The sequence below is a fragment of the Bosea sp. BIWAKO-01 genome (assembly GCF_001748145.1).
In the GTDB taxonomy this organism is placed as follows: Bacteria; Pseudomonadota; Alphaproteobacteria; order Rhizobiales; family Beijerinckiaceae; genus Allobosea.
This window is the reverse complement of record NZ_BCQA01000001.1, coordinates 493,237-515,130: the sequence shown is the minus strand read 5'-3', so window position 1 is coordinate 515,130 and position 21,894 is coordinate 493,237. Positions and strand designations below refer to the sequence as shown.

Annotated in this window: 20 protein-coding genes and 1 pseudogene; 14 read left to right on the top strand and 7 right to left on the bottom strand. The window is 65.3% G+C overall.

Annotation, left to right across the window (positions count from 1 at the left end):
* Positions 1–367: 367 nt before the first annotated feature.
* Positions 368–1,753, top strand: coding sequence for a class II 3-deoxy-7-phosphoheptulonate synthase (locus BIWAKO_RS02345; RefSeq protein WP_069877175.1), 1,386 nt, complete (start codon positions 368–370; stop codon positions 1,751–1,753).
* Between the two features lie 75 nt (positions 1,754–1,828).
* Here BIWAKO_RS02345 and BIWAKO_RS02340 read toward each other — a convergent pair whose 3' ends face one another.
* Positions 1,829–2,707, bottom strand: coding sequence for an outer membrane protein (locus BIWAKO_RS02340; RefSeq protein ID WP_141739954.1), 879 nt, complete (start codon positions 2,705–2,707; stop codon positions 1,829–1,831).
* Between the two features lie 173 nt (positions 2,708–2,880).
* Here BIWAKO_RS02340 and BIWAKO_RS02335 point away from each other — a divergent pair, with 173 nt between their 5' ends.
* The 3 genes and pseudogenes from BIWAKO_RS02335 (at position 2,881) to gltX (ending at position 6,380) form a co-directional block, all read left to right on the top strand.
* Positions 2,881–3,174: a Dabb family protein gene (locus BIWAKO_RS02335; RefSeq protein WP_069877173.1), complete on the top strand. Its 294-nt coding sequence runs from the start codon at positions 2,881–2,883 to the stop codon at positions 3,172–3,174.
* A gap of 85 nt (positions 3,175–3,259) precedes the next feature.
* Complete coding sequence (locus BIWAKO_RS02330) at positions 3,260–4,999, top strand: NAD+ synthase (protein ID WP_069877172.1); 1,740 nt, start codon at positions 3,260–3,262, stop codon at positions 4,997–4,999.
* A 41-nt stretch (positions 5,000–5,040) separates the two neighbouring features.
* Positions 5,041–6,380 (top strand): annotated as a pseudogene (gene gltX / locus BIWAKO_RS02325) (glutamate--tRNA ligase).
* An 82-nt stretch (positions 6,381–6,462) separates the two neighbouring features.
* Here gltX and BIWAKO_RS02320 read toward each other — a convergent pair.
* From BIWAKO_RS02320 to BIWAKO_RS02310, 3 genes are all read right to left on the bottom strand, one after another.
* Positions 6,463–7,782, bottom strand: coding sequence for an MFS transporter (locus BIWAKO_RS02320; RefSeq protein ID WP_069877171.1), 1,320 nt, complete (start codon positions 7,780–7,782; stop codon positions 6,463–6,465).
* Between the two features lie 244 nt (positions 7,783–8,026).
* The gene (locus tag BIWAKO_RS02315) at positions 8,027–9,190 is read right to left on the bottom strand and encodes a DUF2865 domain-containing protein (protein WP_176733251.1); all 1,164 of its coding nucleotides are present in this window, start codon (positions 9,188–9,190) and stop codon (positions 8,027–8,029) included.
* Between the two features lie 181 nt (positions 9,191–9,371).
* Positions 9,372–9,872: a MarR family winged helix-turn-helix transcriptional regulator gene (locus BIWAKO_RS02310; protein WP_069877169.1), complete on the bottom strand. Its 501-nt coding sequence runs from the start codon at positions 9,870–9,872 to the stop codon at positions 9,372–9,374.
* Positions 9,873–9,978: 106 nt separating this feature from the next.
* Between BIWAKO_RS02310 and hmgA the strand changes: the two genes are divergently transcribed.
* Both hmgA and BIWAKO_RS02300 read left to right on the top strand, forming a co-directional pair.
* The gene (gene hmgA, locus BIWAKO_RS02305; protein WP_371331746.1) at positions 9,979–11,337 is read left to right on the top strand and encodes a homogentisate 1,2-dioxygenase; all 1,359 of its coding nucleotides are present in this window, start codon (positions 9,979–9,981) and stop codon (positions 11,335–11,337) included.
* An 81-nt stretch (positions 11,338–11,418) separates the two neighbouring features.
* On the top strand, positions 11,419–12,351 hold the full coding sequence (locus BIWAKO_RS02300; protein ID WP_141739953.1) for a CHAD domain-containing protein: 933 nt from the start codon (positions 11,419–11,421) through the stop codon (positions 12,349–12,351).
* Positions 12,352–12,382: 31 nt separating this feature from the next.
* Here BIWAKO_RS02300 and BIWAKO_RS02295 read toward each other — a convergent pair whose 3' ends face one another.
* Positions 12,383–13,468, bottom strand: a complete 1,086-nt coding sequence (locus BIWAKO_RS02295) for a TRAP transporter substrate-binding protein (RefSeq protein ID WP_069877166.1) — start codon at positions 13,466–13,468, stop codon at positions 12,383–12,385.
* A gap of 62 nt (positions 13,469–13,530) precedes the next feature.
* On the opposite strand from BIWAKO_RS02295, the gene BIWAKO_RS02290 reads away from it, so the two are divergent.
* Genes BIWAKO_RS02290 through BIWAKO_RS02265 form a run of 6 tightly spaced genes read left to right on the top strand, consistent with a single transcriptional unit; the run spans position 13,531 to position 18,411 of the window.
* Positions 13,531–14,544: a fumarylacetoacetate hydrolase family protein gene (locus BIWAKO_RS02290; RefSeq protein WP_069882092.1), complete on the top strand. Its 1,014-nt coding sequence runs from the start codon at positions 13,531–13,533 to the stop codon at positions 14,542–14,544.
* Positions 14,534–15,496 (top strand): MBL fold metallo-hydrolase, encoded by a 963-nt coding sequence (locus BIWAKO_RS02285; RefSeq protein WP_069877165.1) that lies wholly within the window; start codon positions 14,534–14,536, stop codon positions 15,494–15,496. The genes BIWAKO_RS02290 and BIWAKO_RS02285 overlap by 11 nt, the downstream gene beginning before the upstream one ends.
* A 4-nt stretch (positions 15,497–15,500) precedes the next feature.
* Positions 15,501–16,055, top strand: coding sequence for a DinB family protein (locus tag BIWAKO_RS02280; RefSeq protein WP_069877164.1), 555 nt, complete (start codon positions 15,501–15,503; stop codon positions 16,053–16,055).
* Positions 16,052–17,650, top strand: coding sequence for an FAD-dependent oxidoreductase (locus BIWAKO_RS02275; RefSeq protein WP_069877163.1), 1,599 nt, complete (start codon positions 16,052–16,054; stop codon positions 17,648–17,650). The genes BIWAKO_RS02280 and BIWAKO_RS02275 overlap by 4 nt, the downstream gene beginning before the upstream one ends.
* Positions 17,647–17,844 (top strand): DUF2783 domain-containing protein, encoded by a 198-nt coding sequence (locus BIWAKO_RS02270; RefSeq protein ID WP_069877162.1) that lies wholly within the window; start codon positions 17,647–17,649, stop codon positions 17,842–17,844. Before BIWAKO_RS02275 ends, BIWAKO_RS02270 begins: the two co-directional genes overlap by 4 nt.
* A 33-nt stretch (positions 17,845–17,877) precedes the next feature.
* Positions 17,878–18,411: a hypothetical protein gene (locus BIWAKO_RS02265; RefSeq protein ID WP_069877161.1), complete on the top strand. Its 534-nt coding sequence runs from the start codon at positions 17,878–17,880 to the stop codon at positions 18,409–18,411.
* Here BIWAKO_RS02265 and BIWAKO_RS02260 read toward each other — a convergent pair.
* Positions 18,392–18,997 (bottom strand): GNAT family N-acetyltransferase, encoded by a 606-nt coding sequence (locus tag BIWAKO_RS02260; protein ID WP_176733250.1) that lies wholly within the window; start codon positions 18,995–18,997, stop codon positions 18,392–18,394. The two genes, BIWAKO_RS02265 and BIWAKO_RS02260, sit on opposite strands and share 20 nt — an antisense overlap.
* 75 nt (positions 18,998–19,072) lie before the next feature.
* Here BIWAKO_RS02260 and BIWAKO_RS02255 point away from each other — a divergent pair, with 75 nt between their 5' ends.
* The gene (locus BIWAKO_RS02255; RefSeq protein ID WP_069877159.1) at positions 19,073–19,600 is read left to right on the top strand and encodes a CreA family protein; all 528 of its coding nucleotides are present in this window, start codon (positions 19,073–19,075) and stop codon (positions 19,598–19,600) included.
* A 9-nt stretch (positions 19,601–19,609) separates the two neighbouring features.
* On the opposite strand, the gene BIWAKO_RS02250 is transcribed toward BIWAKO_RS02255, so the two are convergent.
* Positions 19,610–19,942, bottom strand: coding sequence for a hypothetical protein (locus BIWAKO_RS02250; RefSeq protein ID WP_069877158.1), 333 nt, complete (start codon positions 19,940–19,942; stop codon positions 19,610–19,612).
* Positions 19,943–20,256: 314 nt separating this feature from the next.
* Between BIWAKO_RS02250 and cysS the strand changes: the two genes are divergently transcribed.
* Positions 20,257–21,786, top strand: coding sequence for a cysteine--tRNA ligase (gene cysS / locus BIWAKO_RS02245; protein WP_069877157.1), 1,530 nt, complete (start codon positions 20,257–20,259; stop codon positions 21,784–21,786).
* The last annotated feature ends 108 nt before the right edge of the window (positions 21,787–21,894 follow it).

Sequence of the window (21,894 nt, the reverse complement as noted above, 5' to 3'; positions counted from 1 at the left end):
CCTTGTTTCTCCCTGTCGAGGGTCTTGTGATCCACGGGTGACGTTAGGGAGCCATCGAGGTGAATACAACGATGCCCGTGGTGGACGGGATTGCGCTGCCAAGGGGCAGAGTTCCTGAGCGACGTGCCTATGGGACATGCCTATGGAACGAACACGCATTCTCTAGGCGGCGCCCTTGGGCGGCCGCGTTCACGGACCCGGCAGCGCGCACGCCGGAATGGTTCTGCTCTCCGACGCCCGGCCCGTGCATGCGCAACCTTCAACGGCTTTGTGGTCTTTGCTGCGGTGCGGGTGTATAGCGCCCAGATCACGCTGCCTTTCCATGGGGAGAGGCGGGCGTGAGATATTATCACCAGGAGCAAGTGAGATGTCCGAGCGGTGGACGCCCGAGAGCTGGAGGGCAAAGCCCGTCCAGCAGATGCCGGAATATCCGGACCAGGCAGCCTTGAAGGCGGTTGAGCAGCAGCTCGCCGGCTTTCCGCCGCTCGTTTTTGCAGGCGAGGCGCGCAAGCTCAAGCGGGCGTTGAGCAAGGTTGCCGCCGGTGAGGCCTTCCTCCTCCAGGGTGGCGACTGCGCAGAGAGCTTCGCCGAGCATTCGGCCGATAATATCCGCGATTTCTTCCGTCTGTTCCTGCAGATGGCGGTGGTGCTGACCTTCGCTGGCGGCTCGCCGGTGGTGAAGGTCGGCCGTATTGCCGGCCAGTTCGCCAAGCCGCGCTCGACTCCGACCGAGACGATTGGCGGTGTCGAGCTGCCGAGCTACAAGGGCGACATCGTCAACGACAACGAGTTCACGGCCGAAGCCCGGATTCCGGATCCGCGCCGTCAGCTCGAGGCCTATCGACAGTCGGCGGCAACGCTGAACCTGATCCGCGCCTTCGCGACCGGCGGGTACGCCAATCTCGACAATGCGCATCGCTGGATGCTCGGCTTCGTCAAGGACAGTCCGCAGTCGGGCCGTTACCAGGAGGTGGCGGGGCGCATCACCGAGGCGCTCGATTTCATGCGCGCCATCGGCATCGATCCCGAGACGCATCCCGAGATGCGCAGCACTGATTTCTACACCAGCCACGAGGCGCTGCTGCTCGGCTACGAGCAGGCGCTGACGCGCGTCGATTCCACCACCGGCGACTGGTACGACACTTCCGGCCATATGGTCTGGATCGGTGATCGCACCCGCCAGCTCGACCATGCCCATGTCGAGTTCTTCCGTGGCATCCGCAATCCGATCGGCCTGAAATGCGGCCCGTCCCTGACCCCCGACAACCTGATGAGGCTGATCGACGCGCTCGATCCGCAGAACCAGGCCGGACGTCTGACGCTGATCGCACGTTTCGGCGCCGACAAGGTCTTCGACCATCTGCCGGCCCTGGTGCGCGCCGCCAAGCGGGAAGGGCGCAATGTCGTCTGGTCCTGTGATCCGATGCACGGCAACACGGTGAAGGCCGCGAGCGGCTACAAGACGCGGCCTTTCGACCTGATCCTGAGCGAGGTGAAGAACTTCTTCGCCGTGCATCAGGCCGAGGGCACCTATGCCGGCGGCCTGCATCTGGAAATGACCGGCAAGAACGTCACGGAATGCACGGGTGGCGCACGCGGCATGACCGACGCCGACCTGAACGACCGCTACCACACCTTCTGCGACCCGCGCCTCAATGCGGAGCAGGCGCTGGAGATGGCGTTCCTCGTGGCAGAACTGGTCAAGCGCGAGCGCTCGGGCCGGGCCCGGCCCGAGGCCGAGGCGGCGGAATAAGCCTGCGCCGGCGTCCTGGAAACGAAAAAGCCGCGGCGCGTGCCGCGGCTTTTTCTTTTGGTCCGGATCTTCAGATCAGAATCTGAGGCCTGCGGCGACACGGGCCGTGTTGACCGTCGTCGTCGTTCCTTCGACGTCCGCGAAGCGGACCAACTGGTATTCGCCGCGCAGGAACAGATTGTCGGTCAGGGCCATGTCAACGCCGGCGCCGACCGCGAGGCCATAGCCATAGACGTTCTTCTTGGCGTCCCCGACTGTGAGCGGGTAGCCGACCGCCATGCCGGAGCCGATGGCGCCGGTCACGGGATTCACCTGGGTGATGAAGTTTGTCGCCGTGATCGTCGATACGGTGTCGAAACGGCCAACAGCGCCGCCGAATGTCGCAAACGGCATGAAGCGGCCAAAAGCCCAACCCATGCGGATGCGCGCCGTCGCGTAGTCGTTCAAAACCGCTCCCTGGCGGGTCGTCATGGACCAGTCGTTCACCGTGCCGTCTGACGTGATTGAGCGACGCGCAATGAAGTCGTTGATGCCATAGCTCTGGTCGGATCGATTATAGTCGACCTCGATGCCGAGCACGGCATCGCCAAAGGCTATGTTATAACCGGCCATCCCAAAATACGTCGCGCCGCTGTCCCTTTTGGACGGCAGGTTGTTGACGAACGAGCCCATGTTGCGTTCGGCGCCAAGCAGCGTGTTCCGGAAGGCGAAATTGGCCAGGTTCTGCAGGCCGGTTCCGGGTTCGAATCTCGTTTCCGAGACCCCGGCGCCGCCGCCGAGATAGAAGCCCGTCCAGTTGAACCCGCCCGAGAAATAGTCCGATGGCGGCGGTGGTGCATCTTCGATCTGCGAGCCGCGCAACACCGGATAGTCGGCCGAAACCGCCGGCATGGCGGCGAGGGACAGTCCGAGCGCGGCAAGGCCCAGGGCCGGCGCAATGGAGCGGATACGCATCGTGGTCTCCCCGAGCAGGGGCCGCAACCCGGCCTTTGTCGCACTGCTCTGGGCGGTATTGATGCATTGGTAACCCTAATGCGGCGTTAACGCAGGTTGCGTTTTGCGCACCGCCGGGAAGACATCGGCCCGAAAGGGCGGCGCGATTCCCGGCTGCCTGCGAGGGAGGGCGCATGATCCGCCACATCGTATTCTTCACGGCGCAGCGGCGCGAGGATGTCGAGACGATCCGCCTGTCTCTGTCCCGGCTCGGTGATATCCCGCATTCGCTCGCCTTCGAGGTCGTGGCCAATGCCAAGGTCGATCCGCTTGGCAATGACATCGATGTCGTCGTCTACGGCGAATTTGCCGATGAGGCGGCGCTGGCGGCCTACAAGGCCCATCCGATCTATGACGAGACGACGCGCCGCGTGCGTCCGCTGCGCGAGCTGCGCTATTCCGCCGATTTCCGTTCGACCTTGCGTTGATCGAAGGGCTGATCACGCGCAAATGCAGATCAGGGCGGGGCGTGTGGCCGTTGCTGGCCCTGCCGCCGCGCGGTAAAGCCGAAGCATGACAGCGACCTCGTTCCGCCTGGCTCTGGCCCAGCTCAATCCCATCGTCGGCGATGTCGCCGGCAATGCCGACATGGTGCGCGGTGCACGGCGCGACGCTGCGGCTGCCGGCGCCGATCTCGTGATGTTCCCGGAGCTCTTCCTGTCGGCCTATCCGCCGGAAGATCTGGTGCTGAAGCCCGCCTTCCAGGATGCTTGCCGCAGGGCCTGCGAGGATCTGGCGCGCGAGACCGCCGATGGTGGTCCGGCTGTCCTGGTCGGCTTGCCATGGCTCGAGGATGGCAAACTCTACAACGCCTATGCGCTGCTCGACGCCGGGATGATCCAGTCGGTGCGCTTCAAGGTCGACCTGCCGAATTACGGTGTATTCGACGAGAAGCGCGTCTTTGAACCCGGCCCGCTGCCCGGCCCTGTCGTCTTCCGCAACCATATCCGCCTCGGCCTGCCGGTCTGCGAGGATATCTGGGGCGAGGAGGTCGTCGAGTGCATCGCCGAGACCGGTGGCGAGATCCTGCTTGTTCCCAATGGCTCGCCCTATCGGCGCGGCGTCACCGAGGAACGCCTGAATGTCGCGGTTGCTCGCGTCGTCGAGGCCGGGCTGCCGATGGTCTATCTCAATCAGCTCGGTGGCCAGGACGAACTCGTCTTCGAGGGCGCGTCCTTCGTGCTGAATGCCGACACGACCTTTGCGCACCAGCTCCCGGCGTTTCGCGAAGTGCTGCGCCTGACCGACTGGGTGCGCGAGAACGGGGCCTGGCGCTGCACGCCGGGCGAGATCACGCCCATCGAGAGCAGCGACGAGGCTGATTACGCGGCTTGCGTGCTGGGCCTGCGCGACTATGTCGGAAAAAACGGCTTTCCCGGCGTGGTGCTGGGCCTCTCCGGCGGCATCGATTCCGCGATCTGCGCGGCGATGGCGGTCGATGCGCTCGGCGCCGACAAGGTCCGCTGCGTGATGATGCCTTATCGCTTCACCTCGCAGGAGAGCCTGGACGATGCGAAGCGCTGTGCCGATGCGCTCGGCGTCCGCTACGAGATCGTGCCGATTGCCGAGCCGGTCGAGGGTTTCGAAGCAGCGCTGGCCAGTCTCTTCGCCGGAACCAATCGCGGCGTCACCGAGGAAAACCTGCAGAGCCGCGTGCGCGGCACGCTGCTGATGTCGATCTCGAACAAGTTCGGGCCGATGGTGGTGACCACCGGCAACAAATCCGAGATGTCATGCGGCTACGCCACGCTCTATGGCGACATGAATGGCGGCTACAACCCGATCAAGGATCTCTACAAGACCGAGGTCTTTCGCATGTCGGCGCTGCGCAACCGCTGGAAGCCCGCCGGGGCGCTGGGGCCGGACGGCGAGGTCATCCCGCACAACATCATCGTCAAGCCGCCGACGGCCGAACTGCGCGAGAACCAGAAGGACCAGGATTCGCTGCCACCCTATGACGTGCTGGACGATATCCTCGCCTGCCTGATCGAGCATGAAATGCGCCTCGCCGACATCGTCGCCCGCGGCCACGATATCGAGACGGTCAAGAAGGTCGAACGCCTGCTCTATCTCGCCGAGTACAAGCGCCGCCAGGCCGCTCCCGGCGTGAAGGTGACGCGCAAGAATTTCGGCCGCGACCGGCGCTACCCGATCGTCAATCGCTTCCGCGATCCCGGCGCGCCCGCGTACCGGCCGGACGCTGCGCTGGTCAAGGGCGTCGGCAAGGCCGGGGGCGAGAGCTTCGATTTCTGAGCCGATTGTCGGCCTCGCGCAAAGGCGTCATAAGCCTCGTCATGACAACGCCACTCGTTCGCTTCGCGCCGTCGCCGACCGGCTATCTCCATATCGGCAATGCCCGGCCGGCGCTTTTCAACTGGCTCTATGCCCGCCGCCATGGCGGGCGTTTCCTGCTGCGCTACGACGATACTGATCTTGCGCGCTCGAAGCCCGAATTCGCGGATGCGATTGCCGGGGATCTCGGCTGGCTCGGCATCGAGCCCGATCTCGTCATTCGCCAGTCGGAACGGCTCCCGATCTATGATGCGGCAGCCGACAAGCTGCGGGCTTCCGGGCGCCTTTACCCCTGCTTTGAAACCGCCGACGAACTGGATCGCCGGCGCAAGCGCCAGCTCGCGCGCGGCCTGCCGCCGATCTATGACCGCGCTGCGCTGAAGCTCACGGCCGAGCAGCGGGCGGCGCTCGAGGCGGAAGGACGCAAGCCGCATTGGCGCTTCCTGCTCGAGGCCCGTGAGGTCGCCTGGGACGACCTCGTGCGTGGCGCATCGCATGTCGACTGCGCCTCGCTCTCCGACCCGGTGCTGGTGCGTGAGGATGGCAGCTATCTCTACACGCTGCCCTCGGTCGTCGACGATATCGAGACCGGCGTCACCCATGTCATACGCGGCGAGGACCATGTCACCAACACGGCGGTCCAGATCCAGATCTTCGAGGCGCTGGGCGCCACGCTTCCGGCATTCGGCCACCATAACCTGCTGACCACGGCGAGCGGGGAGGGGCTGTCGAAGCGGCTCGGCCATCTCTCGCTACGCGGCCTGCGCGAGTCGGGGTGGAGGCGCTCGCCGTCGCGGCATTGGCCGTCCTGGTCGGCTCGTCCGACGCGGTCAGGCCGGTCGCGAGCCTGGACGAGCTCGCAGATCTCGTCGACCTCGCCCATGTCTCGCGCGCACCGGCCAAGTTCGATGAGCACGAGCTTGAGGCCCTGAGCGCGCGCACACTGCATCAGCTGCCGTTCGATGCGGTGTCGCACCGGCTGCAAGAGCTTGGGATCGCGGCCGGCGAGCCCTTCTGGCTGGCGGTGCGCGGCAATCTCGCGAAGCTTGCCGAGGTGCAGGCCTGGTGGCAGGTCGTTTCCGGCCCGATCACGCCCGTGATCACCGATGCCGGCTTTGCGGCGAGCGCAGCCGCACTACTCCCGGCCGAGCCCTTCGATGCGACAACCTGGAAAAGCTGGACACAGGCCGTCGGGGCGGCGACCGGCACCAAGGGCAAGGGGCTGTTCATGTCGCTTCGCCAGGCGCTGACCGGCCTCGAACACGGGCCGGAGCTGGCTGCACTGCTGCCGCTCATCGGCCGTGACAAGGCGCTGAAGCGGCTCGCGGGCGAGGCGGCCTGAAGGCTTCACATCGTCCCGGATCAGCGCGGCTTGCGCCACCTGTCCGGGACGACGTCAGCCCAGCGGACAATGGCGCCGTGGATCACTCGTGCCGGTGCATTGCCGATTCATGCTTGGTGTCGCGCATGGTCGCGTAGACCAGCAGCGACAGGAAGATCACGCCCGCCAGGTAGTAGAAGAACCACTGCTCGTGGCCCTGCTGCTTGAAGAACAGCGCGATCGCAGGCGCCGTGCCGCCAAAGATCGATACCGTCACGGCGTAGGGCACGGCGATGCCTGTGGCGCGGATCGCGGTCGGGAACAGTTCGGCCTTCACCACGGCGTTGATCGAGGTATAGCCGGCGACGAAGATCCAGGCTCCGGAGATCAGCAGGAACGCCATCCAGGGCGACTTGGTCTGGGACAGCATCGTCAGGATCGGCACCGTCAGCAGCGAGCCGGCAACGCCGAAGAAGATCAGCAGCGGCTTGCGGCCGATCCTGTCGGAGATCGCGCCATAGATGGGCTGCAAGATCGAGGCGAAGATCAGGGAACCGGCGATCACATAGGTCGTCGTAATGTCGGACAGCCCGACGGTCTGCTTCACGAAGGTCTGCATATAGGTGGTGAAGGTATAGAAGGCCGCAGTGCCGCCGGCCGTCAGGCCGACCACGATCGCAACCTCGCGTGGGTATTTCAGCAGCCCGCGCAGCGAGCTTTCGCGCTTCTTCGTCTTGCTTGCTTCGACGAAGGATTCCGTCTCATGCATGTGGCGGCGCATGAACATCGCGGTGATCGCGAGCAGGGCTCCGATCACGAAGGGAATGCGCCAGCCCCAGGCGACGAGCTGTTCATGGGTCAGGAACACGTTCTGAAGCAGCAGCAGCACCACGATGGCGGTCAACTGGCCGCCGATCAGCGTGACGTACTGAAAGCTTGAATAGAACCCGCGATGGTTCGGGTCGGCGATCTCGGTGAGATAGGTGGCGCTTGCCCCGTACTCGCCGCCGAGGCTCAGGCCCTCGATGATCCGCGCGAGAGCCAGCAGCGCCGGCGCTGCAAAACCGATCGTCGCATAGGTCGGCGTCAGCGCGATGATCAGCGAGCCGAAACACATCATCAGCACCGAGATCGTCAGCGACAGCCGGCGGCCATAGCGGTCGGCGATGTGACCGAACAGCCATCCGCCGATCGGGCGGACGATGAAGCCGGCGGCGAACAGCGTCGCGGCGTTGAGTTGCTGGACGACGGGATCGTGCGAGGGGAAGAAATGCGGCGCGAAATAGAGCGCGAAGGCCGTGTAGGCGTAGAAATCATACCATTCGACGAGATTGCCGACCGAGCCCATGAAGATCGCCTTCAGGCGGCGACGGGTGTCGGCCAGATCCATTCCGGTATGGGTGTCGGCGGTTGTCTCTGACATGGGACGCCTCTGCTGGGCTCTGCCAAGGAGGCCGTCAGAGTAGGATTGCGAACTGGGAAAGCAATCCTGACGAGATCTGGCGCGTATCCAGGCCGGCCGGTGTGGTCTTGCCTGTATATGCGCCTGTCGGCGTCATGCGTCCAGCGCTCGATCCATGGGATTTTAGGGTCTCGCTATCGCGCGAATGCATGACGCAAAATCCGCCGCCGACGCACGAGGCGCCGTTGCGGCGGGGCTGCCCGCGTCAGGGCCGCGCGACCGCGGGCCCCAGATTGGGTGCGAGGTTGGGCGCAACGATCCTGACCGTGCGCCGCTCGCCGGTGACGCTGCGGCTCTCTTTTTTCACGCCGTCGCCTTGCTGCACGACCTTCTCGGGTTCGACGCTCTGCGGACCCATGCCGGCCGACTCCGTGCCCGAAGTCGGTGAGTTCTCTGACGGCATCGGCTTGTCATCGGCATCAGACAGGATCGGCTGCTGCTGAGCCGGCGCGGGTGCCGTGTTCTTGCGCTTGGGATCGGGCTTGGGCCGCGACAGCTCGGCTGCGCGCTGTTCGGTGACGATGACGTCGCCCTTGCGCTTGTCGAGAAGCTCCTCGGCATTGCGCAGCGCCTCCGACCAGCTTTGGCCCGGCGCCCGGCAGGTGCAGGCGGAATCGAAGCTTCGAATGTATTTTCCGGCGTTCGCCAGCGACGAATAGGGCGTCCCGCTAGCACGGGCGACAGCATTTTGAATGTCGCCGCCGGTGCTCATGCCGAAGGCCAGCGTCTCCGTTCCCGGGCAGAGCGCCTGGCACATTTCATCCTGGCCGTCGCGGCCGCCGGGGCTGTTGGCAAGCGGGAAGAAATAGCCGTCGCAGGTCCGGACGCAGACCGTATTGGGGCCGCCCTGGCGGGGCTTCTCCGAATCGAGCGGCTGCATGTCCGGATCGAGCTCCGGCATGGTGGAATCGATTTCGCCGCGGCGTGGCTCAATGCCGAAGATCGTCTCGAAGAAGCCGCGCTGCTGCTGTCCACCCCGGCAATTGGTCTCGATCGCCGCAGCAAGCTGCATGCGGCGCTGCTCGGCGGCTCCGCCCTGCGCCTGGCGCTGGAGTGCCGTGTACTGGGACTGCAACTGGTTGATCTGTGCCCGCAGGCCGCCGCATTGCGGGGGCGCCTGCGCACCGAAGAAGAGGAAGCCGCCGCGTTCGCAGCCCATTGCGCGAAACTGGCTGACGCTTTGCGAGAGCTGGGCGCCGACGCGCTGCGCTTGCTGCGCGGCGCGCGGATCGCTGCCGCGCTGGCCCTGCAGGCTCGCGAGTTCGCTGCGCCAGGCATTGCACGCGGGCGACTGCGCCAGCGCCGCTCCACCCATCGCCGAGAAGGCCAGCAGCATCGCGCCGAGGCGCCGGATCAGTCGTAGTCTCATCGCCGGTCGGGCCATATTACCTGCTTGTTCGATCCGTCCCGGAAACCGGGCAATCGCTTTGCGGGAGTTTCACCTGCCAAACGCGACGGAACTAAGGACGGGTCCTGCGACGGCGCGGCGCGGATTCGGGCGCACGACCATGGCGAAGCCCGGCATGCCATATTTGGCAGCAAGCGGCAATTCAGCCTTCGCTTTCGTGATAGCCGCCCGCGAGATGGCGGCCCCGTTCGGTGAGAACCGACAGCACACGCTCGAACACACGCAGCTCGTCTGCCGGCAGTCCCTCGGTCCAACGCGCCTGGAAGGCGAGCGCCAGCGGCACGATCTCGGCATAGGTCCGGGAGCCGCGGGGAGTCAGGCTGATGAAGGCCTCGCGCCGGTCCTCGCGATTCTCGCTGCGTGAGGTCAGGCCGCGCTTCTCGAGCTCGCTGACGGCGCGCGAAACCTTGGTCTTGTGCATCTGGGACAGCTCGCCGATATCCCGTGAGGTCAGCTTTCCGAATTCGCCGAGCTGCGCGATCACACGCCATTCGGGAATGCCGATGCCGAAGCGCTCGCTGTAGATTCGCCCAAGCGCGCGGCTGGCGAAAAAGCCGACGACGTTCAGCCGATAAGGCAGGAACTGCTCCAGCCGCAGGGTCGTTTCGTCGCCGGGTGAGGGAGGCTCGGGTTGCGTTGACATTAGTTTCATCTGTAACTAACTGGGGTCGGGGGCAGGACGCCCGCTCCGATCTCTCCGGAACCTGCGTTCTTGTCAAAGCGGTCCGGCAGCGGAAGGGGAAATGCACATGAATGTCCAGGCACAGATTCACACAGCCCCGCTACGCCAGGCCGCCACCGGCACGCGCTACATGTCGGGCTTCGGCAATAGTTTCGAGACCGAAGCTCTGCCCGGCGCCCTGCCAGTCGGCCGCAATTCGCCGCAGAGGGCCGCCTATGGCCTTTATGCCGAGCAGCTGTCCGGTTCGCCCTTCACCGCGCCGCGCTCCTCGAACGAGCGATCCTGGCTCTATCGCATCCGCCCCAGCGTCAAGCATGGCGGCCGCTGGAAGAAGGTCGACAAGGGGCTGATCCGCAGTGCTCCTTGCCGCGACGAGGCCGAGTTGCCGATCGGCCAGTTGCGCTGGAGTCCGATTCCGATGCCATCGGAGGCGCTGACCTTCCTCACCGGCCTGCGCACGCTGACGACGGCGGGCGATGCTGAGACCCAGGCCGGCATGGCCGCCCATATGGTTTTCGTCACCGCCTCGATGGAACGCGAATACGTCTTCTGCGCCGATGGCGAATTGCTCGTCGTGGCGCAGGAGGGAGCGTTGCGCTTCTGCACCGAATTCGGCGTGATCGAGATCGAGCCCGGCGAGATCTGCATCATCCCGCGCGGCGTCGTCTTCCGCTGCGAGCTGATGGGCGGACCGGCTCGCGCCTATGTCTGCGAGAACTATGGCGGCTCCTTCACCTTGCCGGATCGCGGCCCGATCGGCGCGAATTGCCTGGCCAATCCGCGTGACTTTCTGACACCCATCGCGGCCTATGATGACGACGAGACGCCCTCGACGCTCTATGCGAAATGGGGCGGGGAGCTCTTTTCTACGCCGATCGGCCAGTCGCCGCTCGATGTCGTGGCCTGGCATGGCAATTACGCGCCCTACAAATACGACCTGCGCCATTATTCACCGGTCGGGGCGATTTCCTTCGACCATCCTGATCCGTCGATCTTCACGGTCCTGACCGCGCCCTCGGAGACCCCCGGCACTGCGAATATCGACTTCGTGATCTTCCCCGAGCGCTGGATGGTCGCGGAGAACACGTTCCGTCCGCCCTGGTACCATCGCAATATCATGTCCGAGTTCATGGGGCTGATCTACGGCGTCTATGACGCCAAGCCCGAGGGCTTCACGCCCGGCGGCTTCAGCCTCCACAACATGATGCTGCCGCATGGACCGGACACGCAGGCGTTCGAACATGCGAGCACGGTCGAGCTCAAGCCGGTGAAGCTGACCGGGACCATGGCCTTCATGTTCGAGACCCGCTTCCCCCAGCGCGTCACCGGCTATGCCGCGAGCCTGCCGGCCCTGCAGCCGGACTACAGCGCCTGCTGGGAGGGGCTGAAGAAGCGCTTCGATCCGACGAGACGCGAGGCCTGGTAGAATCCCGATCCTTGCAAGGCACTTGCGGAGCCCGAATGCTTGTCGCTCAATGCGCTTTCCGAACTTCGCAAGGAGCGCGCCTTGGCGACACCCGCGAAAGCACCGGTTCGGCCGAGCGGCGGCAGGAGCCCGCGCAGCCGGACGTCGCGCACTGCGGTGCCCAGCGGTCCGGCATTGATGCGGCTCTGGGCCCTGCATTGGCTCGCCGTTTGTCGCGAAATGCCGTTGCACGGCCGGCGGTTGCTTGAGCGCCTGGGGAACGATCCGGCCAAGGGCATTCATGATTTCCGGCGCCTGATGAAGGCGTGGCGTTCCCTGCTGAAGCTCTCGCCGGCCGCACTGGAGCAGGAGTCGGTGCAGCTCCGGGCCGATATCAAGCGCCTGCGCCAGAATTTTGGCGCGACGCGTGATGCCGCGGTCGTCGCGCGGACATTGCAGGAGCTGCTGCCGGGTGAACGCGGCAGGCTGCTCGAGCCCCCGCCGGACCCGATGCCGCCGTCGGACACGATCATGTCCATGCAGACCGAACTGGATCGTCTCGCCGCCAGGATGGAGGAGTGGTCGGTCGCCGGCGAGCGCGGTGGCTTCCTGCTCGCGGCATTCCGGCGCAGCTATCGCAAGGCCAGACGCGCGGCCCGCCGCGATCCGCGTCGGATGAGCCTGAAGCACCTGCACGCCTGGCGCACCCGCATCATCGATCTCGGCTATCAGCTCAGCTTCTTCCAGCCCGCCGATCCCGCTCACTACAAGGAGCAGGTCGAGGCGGCCGAGCGCTTGCGCACCCATCTCGGCGCGGTCGTCGATCTCGACCTGGCAGAACGGCAACTGGCGGAAACCGTTGCGACCAAGCCCCTGCGGACGGTCAGGAAGAAGCTGCGCCGGCGCGCCGGCAAGCAGCGTGGCAAGGCGGCCGGGATGGTCGGGGATGTGCTCGACACGCGCCCGAAAGCCGTCTCTGCGCATCTGGCCGAAGCAATGGTGGCGCATGCGCCGCGCCGGATCAGACTTGTCTGACCCGGCGCCTGCAATCGGTCCTGGCGGCGGCTCAGCGCGACCGCAGTCGGTTCATGAACGAGTCGTAGGAGAGTTCGGCGACCTGCCACCAGAGCAGGTTCTCGCCGCGGAAGGCGACCATCGAATCATAGCCCTTCTTGAACAGCTCGCTCTTGGCGGAGGTCTCGGCGTAGTACTCGTCCGCCGCCTTGAGAGCCGCTTCCATGATCGGCATCGGGAATGCCTTGAGCTGTGCACCCTGCTGGACCAGCCGGCGCAGGCCGCCCGGGTTCACCGCATCGTACTTCGCCAGCATCCAGTTATTGGCGGCCTCGCAGGCGTGGTGGACGATGGCCTGGTAGTGCTTCGGCAGCTTGTTCCAGGCCTCCTGGCCGATGACGAGATGCAGCATGGCGCCGCCCTCCCACCAGCCGGGATAGTAGTAGTATTTGGCGACACGCACGAAGCCGAGCTTCTCGTCGTCATAGGGGCCGACGAATTCTGCTGCGTCGATCGTGCCGCGCTCCAGCGCAGGATAGACGTCGCCGCCGGCGATCTGCGTCGGCACCACGCCAAGCTTGGCCAGCACGGCCCCGCCCATGCCGCCGATGCGGAACTTCAGGCCCTTGAGATCATCGAGCGAGGTCAGCTCCTTGCGGAAGAAGCCGCCCATCTGGCAGCCGGAATTGCCGCAGGGGATCGAATAGGCATTGAATTTGGCCAGCGCCGAATTGATGATCTCCTGGCCGCCGCCGAAGAACCACCAGGAATGCTGCTGACGCGCATTGAGTCCGAACGGGATGCCGGTGCCGAGCCCGAGTGCCGGCTCCTTGCCGATATAGAAATAGGTCGGCGTATGCGCGCATTCGACCGTGCCGGAGGCGACCGCGTCGAGGGCCTGCAGGCCCGGCACGATCTCGCCGGCGGAGAAGGTCTGGACCTGGAATTTGCCATCGGTCGCGTCCGACATGTATTTCGCGAACTGCTGGGCCGTGCCGTAGATCGTGTCGAGCGCCTTCGGGAAGCTCGAGGTCAGGCGCCACTTCACCTCAGGCTGCGACTGCGCGATCGCCGGCATCGCGACCGGCGTCGCAGCCGCTGCCAGCGCACCGGTTTTCAAAAAGTCGCGGCGTTTCATAAGCTGATCTCCCAGAGGTTTGTTGCGCGCAATCTCGCGTGTTCGTCATGGATTGGAAAGAGATGAAACTCGCTTCCCTCATGCACGGTCGTGATGGCCGCCTTGTCGTGGTTTCCAAAGACCTGACCCGCGCCACGGACGCCTTTCCCGTGGTCGCGACCATGCAGGCCGCGCTCGATGACTGGGGGCGCCATGCGCCGCGCCTGGCCGATCTAGCAGAAGGTTTGGAGCATGGCTCGGTCCCATCCTTCCGTTTCCACGAGCATGATTGCGCAGCCCCCTTGCCGCGCGCCTATCAGTGGCTCGACGGCTCGGCCTATGTGAACCATGTCGTGCTCGTCAGGAAGGCGAGGGGCGCCGAGATGCCGGAGAGCTTCTGGAGCGACCCGCTGATGTATCAGGGCGGATCCGACGCCGTGCTGGGGCCGCGCCAGCCGATCCGGACCCGCAGCGAGGAGGACGGCATCGATTTCGAGGCCGAGATCGCCGTCATCACCGGCGACGTGCCGATGGGTGTCTCTGCGGAAGCGGCGCATGGCCATGTCCGCCTCGTGATGCTCGTCAATGACGTCAGCCTGCGCAACCTGATACCGAACGAACTGGCGAAGGGCTTTGGCTTTCTCCAGTCGAAGCCGCCGACGGCCTTCTCGCCGGTCGCCGCGACACCGGATGAACTGGGCGAGGCCTGGCAGGGCGGGAAGCTGCACTTGCCGCTGCTCTCGCTGCTCAACGGTCAGCCCTTCGGACAGCCGAATGCCGGCATCGACATGACCTTCGATTTCGGCACGCTGATCGCTCATGCCGCGCGGACGCGCCCGCTTTCCGCCGGCACGATCATCGGCTCGGGCACGGTCTCGAACCGCGACGACGAAGGCGGCCCGGGGCGCCCGATCGCGCAGGGTGGCGTCGGTTATGCCTGTATCGCCGAACAGCGAATGGTCGAGATGATCAAGACGGGCACCGCGGCGACGCCTTTCCTGCGCTTCGGCGATACGGTTCGTATCGAGATGAAGGACGGGGATGGCTATTCCGTTTTCGGTGCGATCGAACAGGACGTGCTGCCCCATGTCGACTGACAAGCCCGCCTTCGCCTCCAGTGCCGATCTCGGCGAGAAGACCATTTCCTTCGATGAGATCGGCCAGGGCATCTACGCCTATACCGCCGAGGGCGACCCCAATACCGGGGTCGTCGTCGGTGACGAGAGCGTGCTCGTCTTCGATGCGCAGGCGACGCCGAAGATGGCGGAAACCGTGATCGAGCGCGTCCGCAGGATCACCGTCAAGCCGATCAGCCATGTCGTACTCTCGCATTACCACGCGGTCCGCGTGCTGGGGGCGCCAGCCTATGGCGCCCGCGAGATCGTCGCTTCCGATGTCGCCCGCGAGATGATCGTGGAGCGCGGCGAACAGGACAAGGCGAGCGAGATCGGCCGGTTTCCGCGGCTTTTCCAGGGGGCGGATTCGATCCGCCCGGGCCTGACCTGGCCGACCATGACCTTTTCCGACACCGCCTCGATCTGGCTCGGCAAGCGCGAGGTCAGGCTGATGAAGCTCGGGCGCGGTCATACCGCTGGCGACATCGTCGCCTGGATTCCCGATGCCGAGGTCTCCTTCGCGGGGGATCTCGTCGAATATGGTGCGACGCCCTATTGCGGCGATGCCCATTTCGAGGACTGGCCGACGACGCTCGACCATTTGTCGGCCCTCGGCTCGGTCGCGATGGTGCCTGGCCGCGGCTCAGCGCTGACCGATGCGGCGATGGTTGCCGATGGGATCAGCGGCACGCGCGCCTTTCTCAGTGACCTCTATGACGCCGTGAAGCAGAACGCCGGCGCGGGTCGCTCGCTCCGCGAGACCTTCGAGCGTGTCCATGCCGTTTTGAAGCCAGGCTATGGCGACTGGGTCATCTTCGAGCATTGCCTGCCCTTCAATGTTTCGCGTGCCTATGATGAGGCCAACGGGCTCGATCATCCGCGCATCTGGACCGACGAGCGCGATCGCCAGATGTGGATCGACCTGCGGGGCTAGGGCGATGTCCCTCGTCGCATATCTGCGCAAGTCGGCCCGCAACAATGCCTGGGCCAATGACCGGCTGCTGCGTGCCTGCGCCGAACTGGACGACGAGGCATTCAGGGCCACGCGAACGAGTTTCTTCCCCTCTCTCCACGAGACCTTGAACCACAATCTCTCGGTCGATCAGTTCTATCTCGACGCCCTGGAGCAGGGCGGGCGCGGGCTGGCCGTCTTCGATACCTTCCGGCCGCTCGACGCGGCTGCGCTCCTCATCGTGCAGGGCGAGGCCGATCGCCGCCTGATCGTCTTCTGCGATGCGTTGAGCGAGGCAGAGCTCGCACGGCAGGTCGAGACCGATCGCGGCGATGACGGCAAGGTGCCCGAGCGGATCGATGATCTGCTCGCGCATCTCTTCCAGCACCAGATCCATCATCGCGGCCAGGCCCACGCCATGCTCGCCGGTACGAAGGTCGCGCCGCCGCAGCTCGATGAGTATTTCCTCGTCTTCGATGCCGGCCGGCGTGCCTCCGATCTGCGGGGGCTTGGGATCGAGGGGCCGGAGGCGATCGGATGATGACGGAGCTGCGCCGTTTCGCCAATCGCCGCAGCCCTGACCAGGATGCACGCGAACCGGCCCATCATCCGGTAGTCATCATTGGCGCCGGCCCGGTCGGGCTGACGCTCGCGCTCGATCTGGCGCGCCGTGCCGTTCCCGTCGTGCTGATCGATGATTCCGATCGCATCGGCGAGGGCTCGCGCGCGATCTGCTTTGCCAAGCGTACACTCGAGATCTTCGACAGGCTCGGCCTCGCGGAAGGCTTGGTGGCCAAAGGCATCACCTGGCAGCGGGGCCGGGTCTTTCGCGGGCAGGAGCAGCTCTATGAGTTCGATCTGTTGCCCGAGCCTGGCCACAAGCAGCCAGCTTTCATCAACCTGCAGCAATATTACGTCGAAGCAGCGTTGGCCGACGCTGCGGCTGCGGAGGCGCTGATCGATCTGCGTTGGTCGAACCGTCTCACCGGTATCCAGCCTCGCAGCGACGGCGCGCTCCTGACCATCGCGACGCCGGATGGGCCCTATCAACTCGATGCCGGCTGGGTGGTCGCCTGCGACGGAGCGCGATCGCCGACGCGCGGGTTGCTTGGCCTGGAGTTTCTCGGCGAGGCCTTCGAGGACAAGTTCCTCATCGCCGACGTGAAGATGCAGGCGGAATTCCCCACCGAGCGCTGGTTCTGGTTCGCGCCGCCCTTCCATTCCGGCCAGTCCGCCCTGCTGCACAAGCAGCCGGACGATGTCTGGCGCATCGATCTGCAACTCGATCGTGACGCCGATCCTGAGCATGAACGACAGCCCGAGATCGTGCGGCGGCGCATCCGGCAGATGCTCGGCCATGACGATTTCGCGCTGGAATGGGTTTCGGTCTACCGCTTCCAGTGCCGCAGGCTCGCGCGCTTCGTCCATGGCCCGGTGGCCTTCGCCGGCGATGCGGCGCATCAGGTCTCACCCTTCGGCGCGCGCGGCGCCAATTCCGGCATCCAGGATGCCGACAATCTCGGCTGGAAACTGGCATTGGTCGTGAAGGGGCAGAGTCCCGCTTCCCTGATCGACAGCTATGACAGGGAGCGTGTCGAAGCGGCGCAGGAGAATATCCTGCATTCGACCCGCGCCACGGATTTCATCGCGCCGCGCTCGCCCGGCGAGCGGGTCTTGCGCGATGCGGCTCTTGCCCTGGCCGGCAAGGCCGGCTTCGCCCGGCGCTTCGTCAATTCCGGGCGTCTCTCGCAGCCGACGACCTATCTGGCGTCGCCGCTTTCGACGCCTGGCCCGGATTGGCAGGGGGGGCTCGTGGCAGGCACCTCCTTCCTGGACGCTGCGCTGCCATCCACAGCCGGAGGGCGGCAGTGGCTGAGCGAGACGCTGGCCGAGGGCAGGCCGGTCATCATCGCCTGCGGATTGGCGGCCGAGGGCATGACAACTGCCGCCGCCTTGTGGGTCGACGTTCCCGCCAGAGATGGGGGAGACGAGCCCCTAGCGCGGCGCTACGGATTGACGCCGGGCGATGCCGTCGTGCTGCGTCCGGACGGCCATGTCGCGGCGCGGTTTCGTCAGGCGACGCCGGCGCAACTGGTGGCCGCGATCGAGAGGCTGGAAGGGCGCGCCGCAGCATGAGCAGCGAACTCGTCACGGAACCGAACTACTCTGATCCCGACGCGGCGTTCCGGATGATCGCGGAAGCGCATCGCGATCTCTCCGAGGCCGAGAGCGTGGCGCTCAACGCCAGGCTCGTCCTGATCTTCGCCAATCATATCGGCGACGTGGAGATCCTGCGTCAGGCCTTGGCGCTGGCGCGCGAGGCGCGGTAACGTCGGATTTCCTCTGCCGGAGCCTTGGCCGCGATGATCGATCCCGTTCCGCTCTATTCCAGCGCCATCCCGCTCTCGTTCTTCCTGTGGGGGCCGGCGCTGGTGATGCTGATGTTCTGGCTCACCGGGCTCTGGGCGAGCCGCCAGGGCGTGGCCCGCATGCTCGAGAGCGACTGGAACGGCTTCAACGCCGCCGATGTCGAAAAGCTCTTCGCAGCTTATGGCGAGGAGCGCCGCAACCGCTACCGTCACCGGGTCCTGCCGGCCGATGTCGCCTTTGCCCTGACCTATGCGATCGTCGGCGCGATCATCGTCGCAGGCGTTGCGATGCGCGGCTATCCCTGGTGGGTCGCGGCATTATGCGGCGGCGGCTGGCTCTTCGGCGGGCTCTGCGATGTCGTCGAGAACATCGTCATTGCCCGGCTGCTCGACAAATACCCCCGGGTCGAGGCGAGCGATGTCGCCATGGCGAGCGGCTTCACCCAATTGAAGCTCGTGCTGTTCACGCTCGGGGTGCTCGGCGCGCTGGCTGCAGCCTATCTGGTGTTCAAGCCACTGGCTGTGTGACGGCCGATGCGGTGCCTGCGCCATGCGTGGCCAGCCAGCCAGCGCGGCTAAGGCGGAAGAAGGCGCAGAGGAATTGCGGATCGCCCATCAGCCATGAGCACCGGTCGCTCTCGCGCTGGAAACCAAGCCTCTGCGCCAGACGAAGGGATGCCGCGTTCAACGGATGCGTCAGGATGACCACCTCGGCCAGGTCCAATGGGCCAAAACCGTGCTGGAGCAGACGTGAGACCGCCTCCGTCGCATAACCCCGGCCCCAATGGCGCGTGTCGAAGCGGTAGCTCAGCTCGATCCGCGGGGTCGCCGGATCGCCGGGGAAGAGCGCGACATAGCCCAGCAGCTCGGCAGGGCTTTCGCGAGGGCTGATCGACCAGTAGCCCAGCCCCCGATCGACATGGGTGAAGCTGCGCTTCGCCACGGCCTCCCTGCTCATGAAGGCGTTCCCGACTGGTGCGATGTGTCGCATCACCTCCGGGTCGGAATTCATCGCCATGACATGGTCGAGATCTTCCATGGTTCTCGGCCTGAGGATGAGGCGGTCCGTCGCGAGGATCGGCTGCGTCGTCGCAGGCATCTTGCTAGTCTGCATCGGACGCCTCTGGCATTGCTTCGCTCCAGAGCCCATATCCGGCGCCGGCTACGCGGAACAGTCAGGAGATCGAGAATGCGCGCCTGTGGTACCACCTCTTCACGCGCCCTGGCCCTGGCTCTCTTTGCGCTGGGGCTCGGTCTGACCGGGCCGGCCCAGGCCCAGGAGGACCTGATCTTCAGGAAGTCGACCGTCTGGAAGATGCTGACTCCGAACGACAAGCTCGCCGTCTATGGCGTCGACGATCCGATCGTCGAGGGCGTGGCCTGCCACTACACCATCCCCGAGAAGGGCGGCGTCTCCGGCATGTTCGGCGTGGCGGAGGAGGTCTCGGAGATCTCGCTCGCCTGCCGTCAGGTCGGTCCGATCAAGTTCAAGGAGAAATTCGAGCAGGGCGATGTCGTCTTCCGCGAGCGCCGCTCGATGGTCTGGAAGAAGATGCAGATCGTGCGCGGCTGCGACATCAAGCGCAACGTGCTGGTCTATCTCGTCTATTCCGACAAGCTTATCGACGGGTCGCCGCAGAACTCGACATCCACCGTCCCGATCATGCCCTGGGGCGGGGTGGGCGAGGCGCCGAAATGCTCGGATTGGGTGAGGTAAGCCGGAGGCTCAGCCGCCGCAGGTGATCGAGAGCGGCTGCTCGGCCGGTTCGGTGATGACAGGCTTCGAGACCGAACCGGTGAAATCTTCGCGCGAGGCGATGCCGAAGGCGGTCGCCTTCGCAAAGCCCTGGGCTTCGCACCAGGCATCGGCGACGATCTTGCCGCATTCGGAGGTCTTCGAGGACAGGCAGTCGGCGACACCGTAGCCGTCGCTCGCCGGAATCAGGAAGATGCGCTGGTCGTTGGATGCTGCCACGGTCTTCGAGGTCGGCAGGACTGCGAGCGAGAGGCCGGCAACGACGATTCCGAACAGGCCGATCAGGGCGATGGCGCGGCGCATTCTCGATCTTTCCTCGTGACCCGACAGGCCAAAGAACCTTCGAAGCATAAGGATGGTTCCAGTCCGTTAAATTTGAGTGAATTCGGCGTCAGCTATGTTGCGGCGCAACAAACTCGGGCGCCCTCTTGACGCAAAGCCCGCGCACAGGCAATCAGTTTTTCATGACGCAGGCCGCCATCCGGATTTGCATTATTTGCCGCTAGCTTTCGCTGGCCGGCTGCTCACGTCATCGTCCTGAAACGACCCGACAGAAAGCGCCCCCGGCCAGCGGCCCGGACCACGCTTCTCGTCGCCTATTCGCCAGGACCGTTTCGATGACGCCGACTTTAAGGCTCTACAACACGCTGACGCGGACGAAAGAGACGTTCGCGCCGATCGATCCCGGTAATGTCCGCATGTATGTCTGCGGTCCGACGGTCTATGATTATGCCCATATCGGCAATGCCCGCCCGGTCATCGTCTTCGATGTGCTCTACCGGCTGCTCCGCCATCTCTATGGCGCCGAGCACGTGACTTATGCCCGCAACCTCACGGACGTCGACGACAAGATCAATGCGCGCGCCGCGCGCGATTTTCCGGGCCTGCCGCTGAACGAGGCGATTGCCAGGGTCACGCAGACGACGACGGCGCAGTTCCACAACGATGTCGATGCGCTGGGCAATCTGCGCCCCGATGCCGAGCCGCGCGCCACCGACCATATCGAGGAGATGAAGGCGATCATCGAGCGCCTCATCGCCCGTGGCATCGCCTATGTCGCCGAGGAGCATGTCCTGTTCCACGTGCCGGCGGTGGCGAGCCTGGGGAAGGCGCCGAAATACGGCTCGCTCGCCCGTCGCTCGCTGGACGAGATGATGGCCGGCGCCCGCGTCGATGTCGCGCCCTACAAGCGCGATGCCATGGATTTCGTGCTGTGGAAGCCGAGCCGCGACGGCATCGACCCCGGCTGGCCGTCCCCGGCCGGCATCGCCACGCCCGGCCGTCCCGGCTGGCATATCGAGTGCTCGGCCATGTCGATGGCGAAGCTGCTCGCGCCTTTCGGCGGCGGGCTCGCCTGCGATGATCCTGCCAGGAATGTCTTCGACATCCATGGCGGCGGCATCGACCTCGTCTTCCCGCATCACGAGAACGAGATCGCCCAGAGCTGCTGCGCCTTCGGCGGTGCCGACGGCGCCGGCCGCATGGCGAATATCTGGATGCATAACGGCTTCCTGCAGGTCGAAGGCGAGAAGATGTCGAAGTCGCTCGGCAACTTCGTCACCATCAACGAACTGCTGCAGACCGATGCCTTCGGCGGCCGGACATGGCCGGGCGAAGTGCTGCGCCTTGCGATGCTGAAGACGCATTACCGCCAGCCGATCGACTGGACGGTGAAGTCGCTGGAGGAGGTCGAGTCCATCATCGGTGGCTGGGAGGAAGTCCTGCGTGGCATTCCGACCGACCCCCAGGCCGCTCCACGTGACGTGGATGCCGAGATCGTCGCCGCGCTGGCCGATGACCTGAACACGGCCAAGATGATGACGCGGCTTCATGGTCTTGCACGCGAAGCGAAGGCCGGCGAGCCGAAGGCTGCACGCGCATTGGCGGCAAGTGTCGATTTCCTCGGCCTGAATCGTCAGGCCTGGGGGCGGAAGGAACAGGAGTTCCTCATCCGGACGGCGACCGACGATGGGTTTGCGACGCGTGTCGACGATCTGATCCAGCGCCGGCTTGCAGCGCGTCGCGCCAAGGACTTTGCCGAGTCCGACCGCATCCGCGACGAACTCGCGGCGATGGGCATCCAGCTCAAGGATGGCAAGGACCCGGCGACAGGCGAGCCCACGACAGCATGGGAAGTGAAACGATGAACCGGGATGCCCCGAAGATCCGGCGCGCCGGTGCGCTCTCGGTCGCCATGAAACTCGTCATGCTCGCCATGGTCATGCCGCGTGTGCTGCGCTATCGGATGAGGGCCG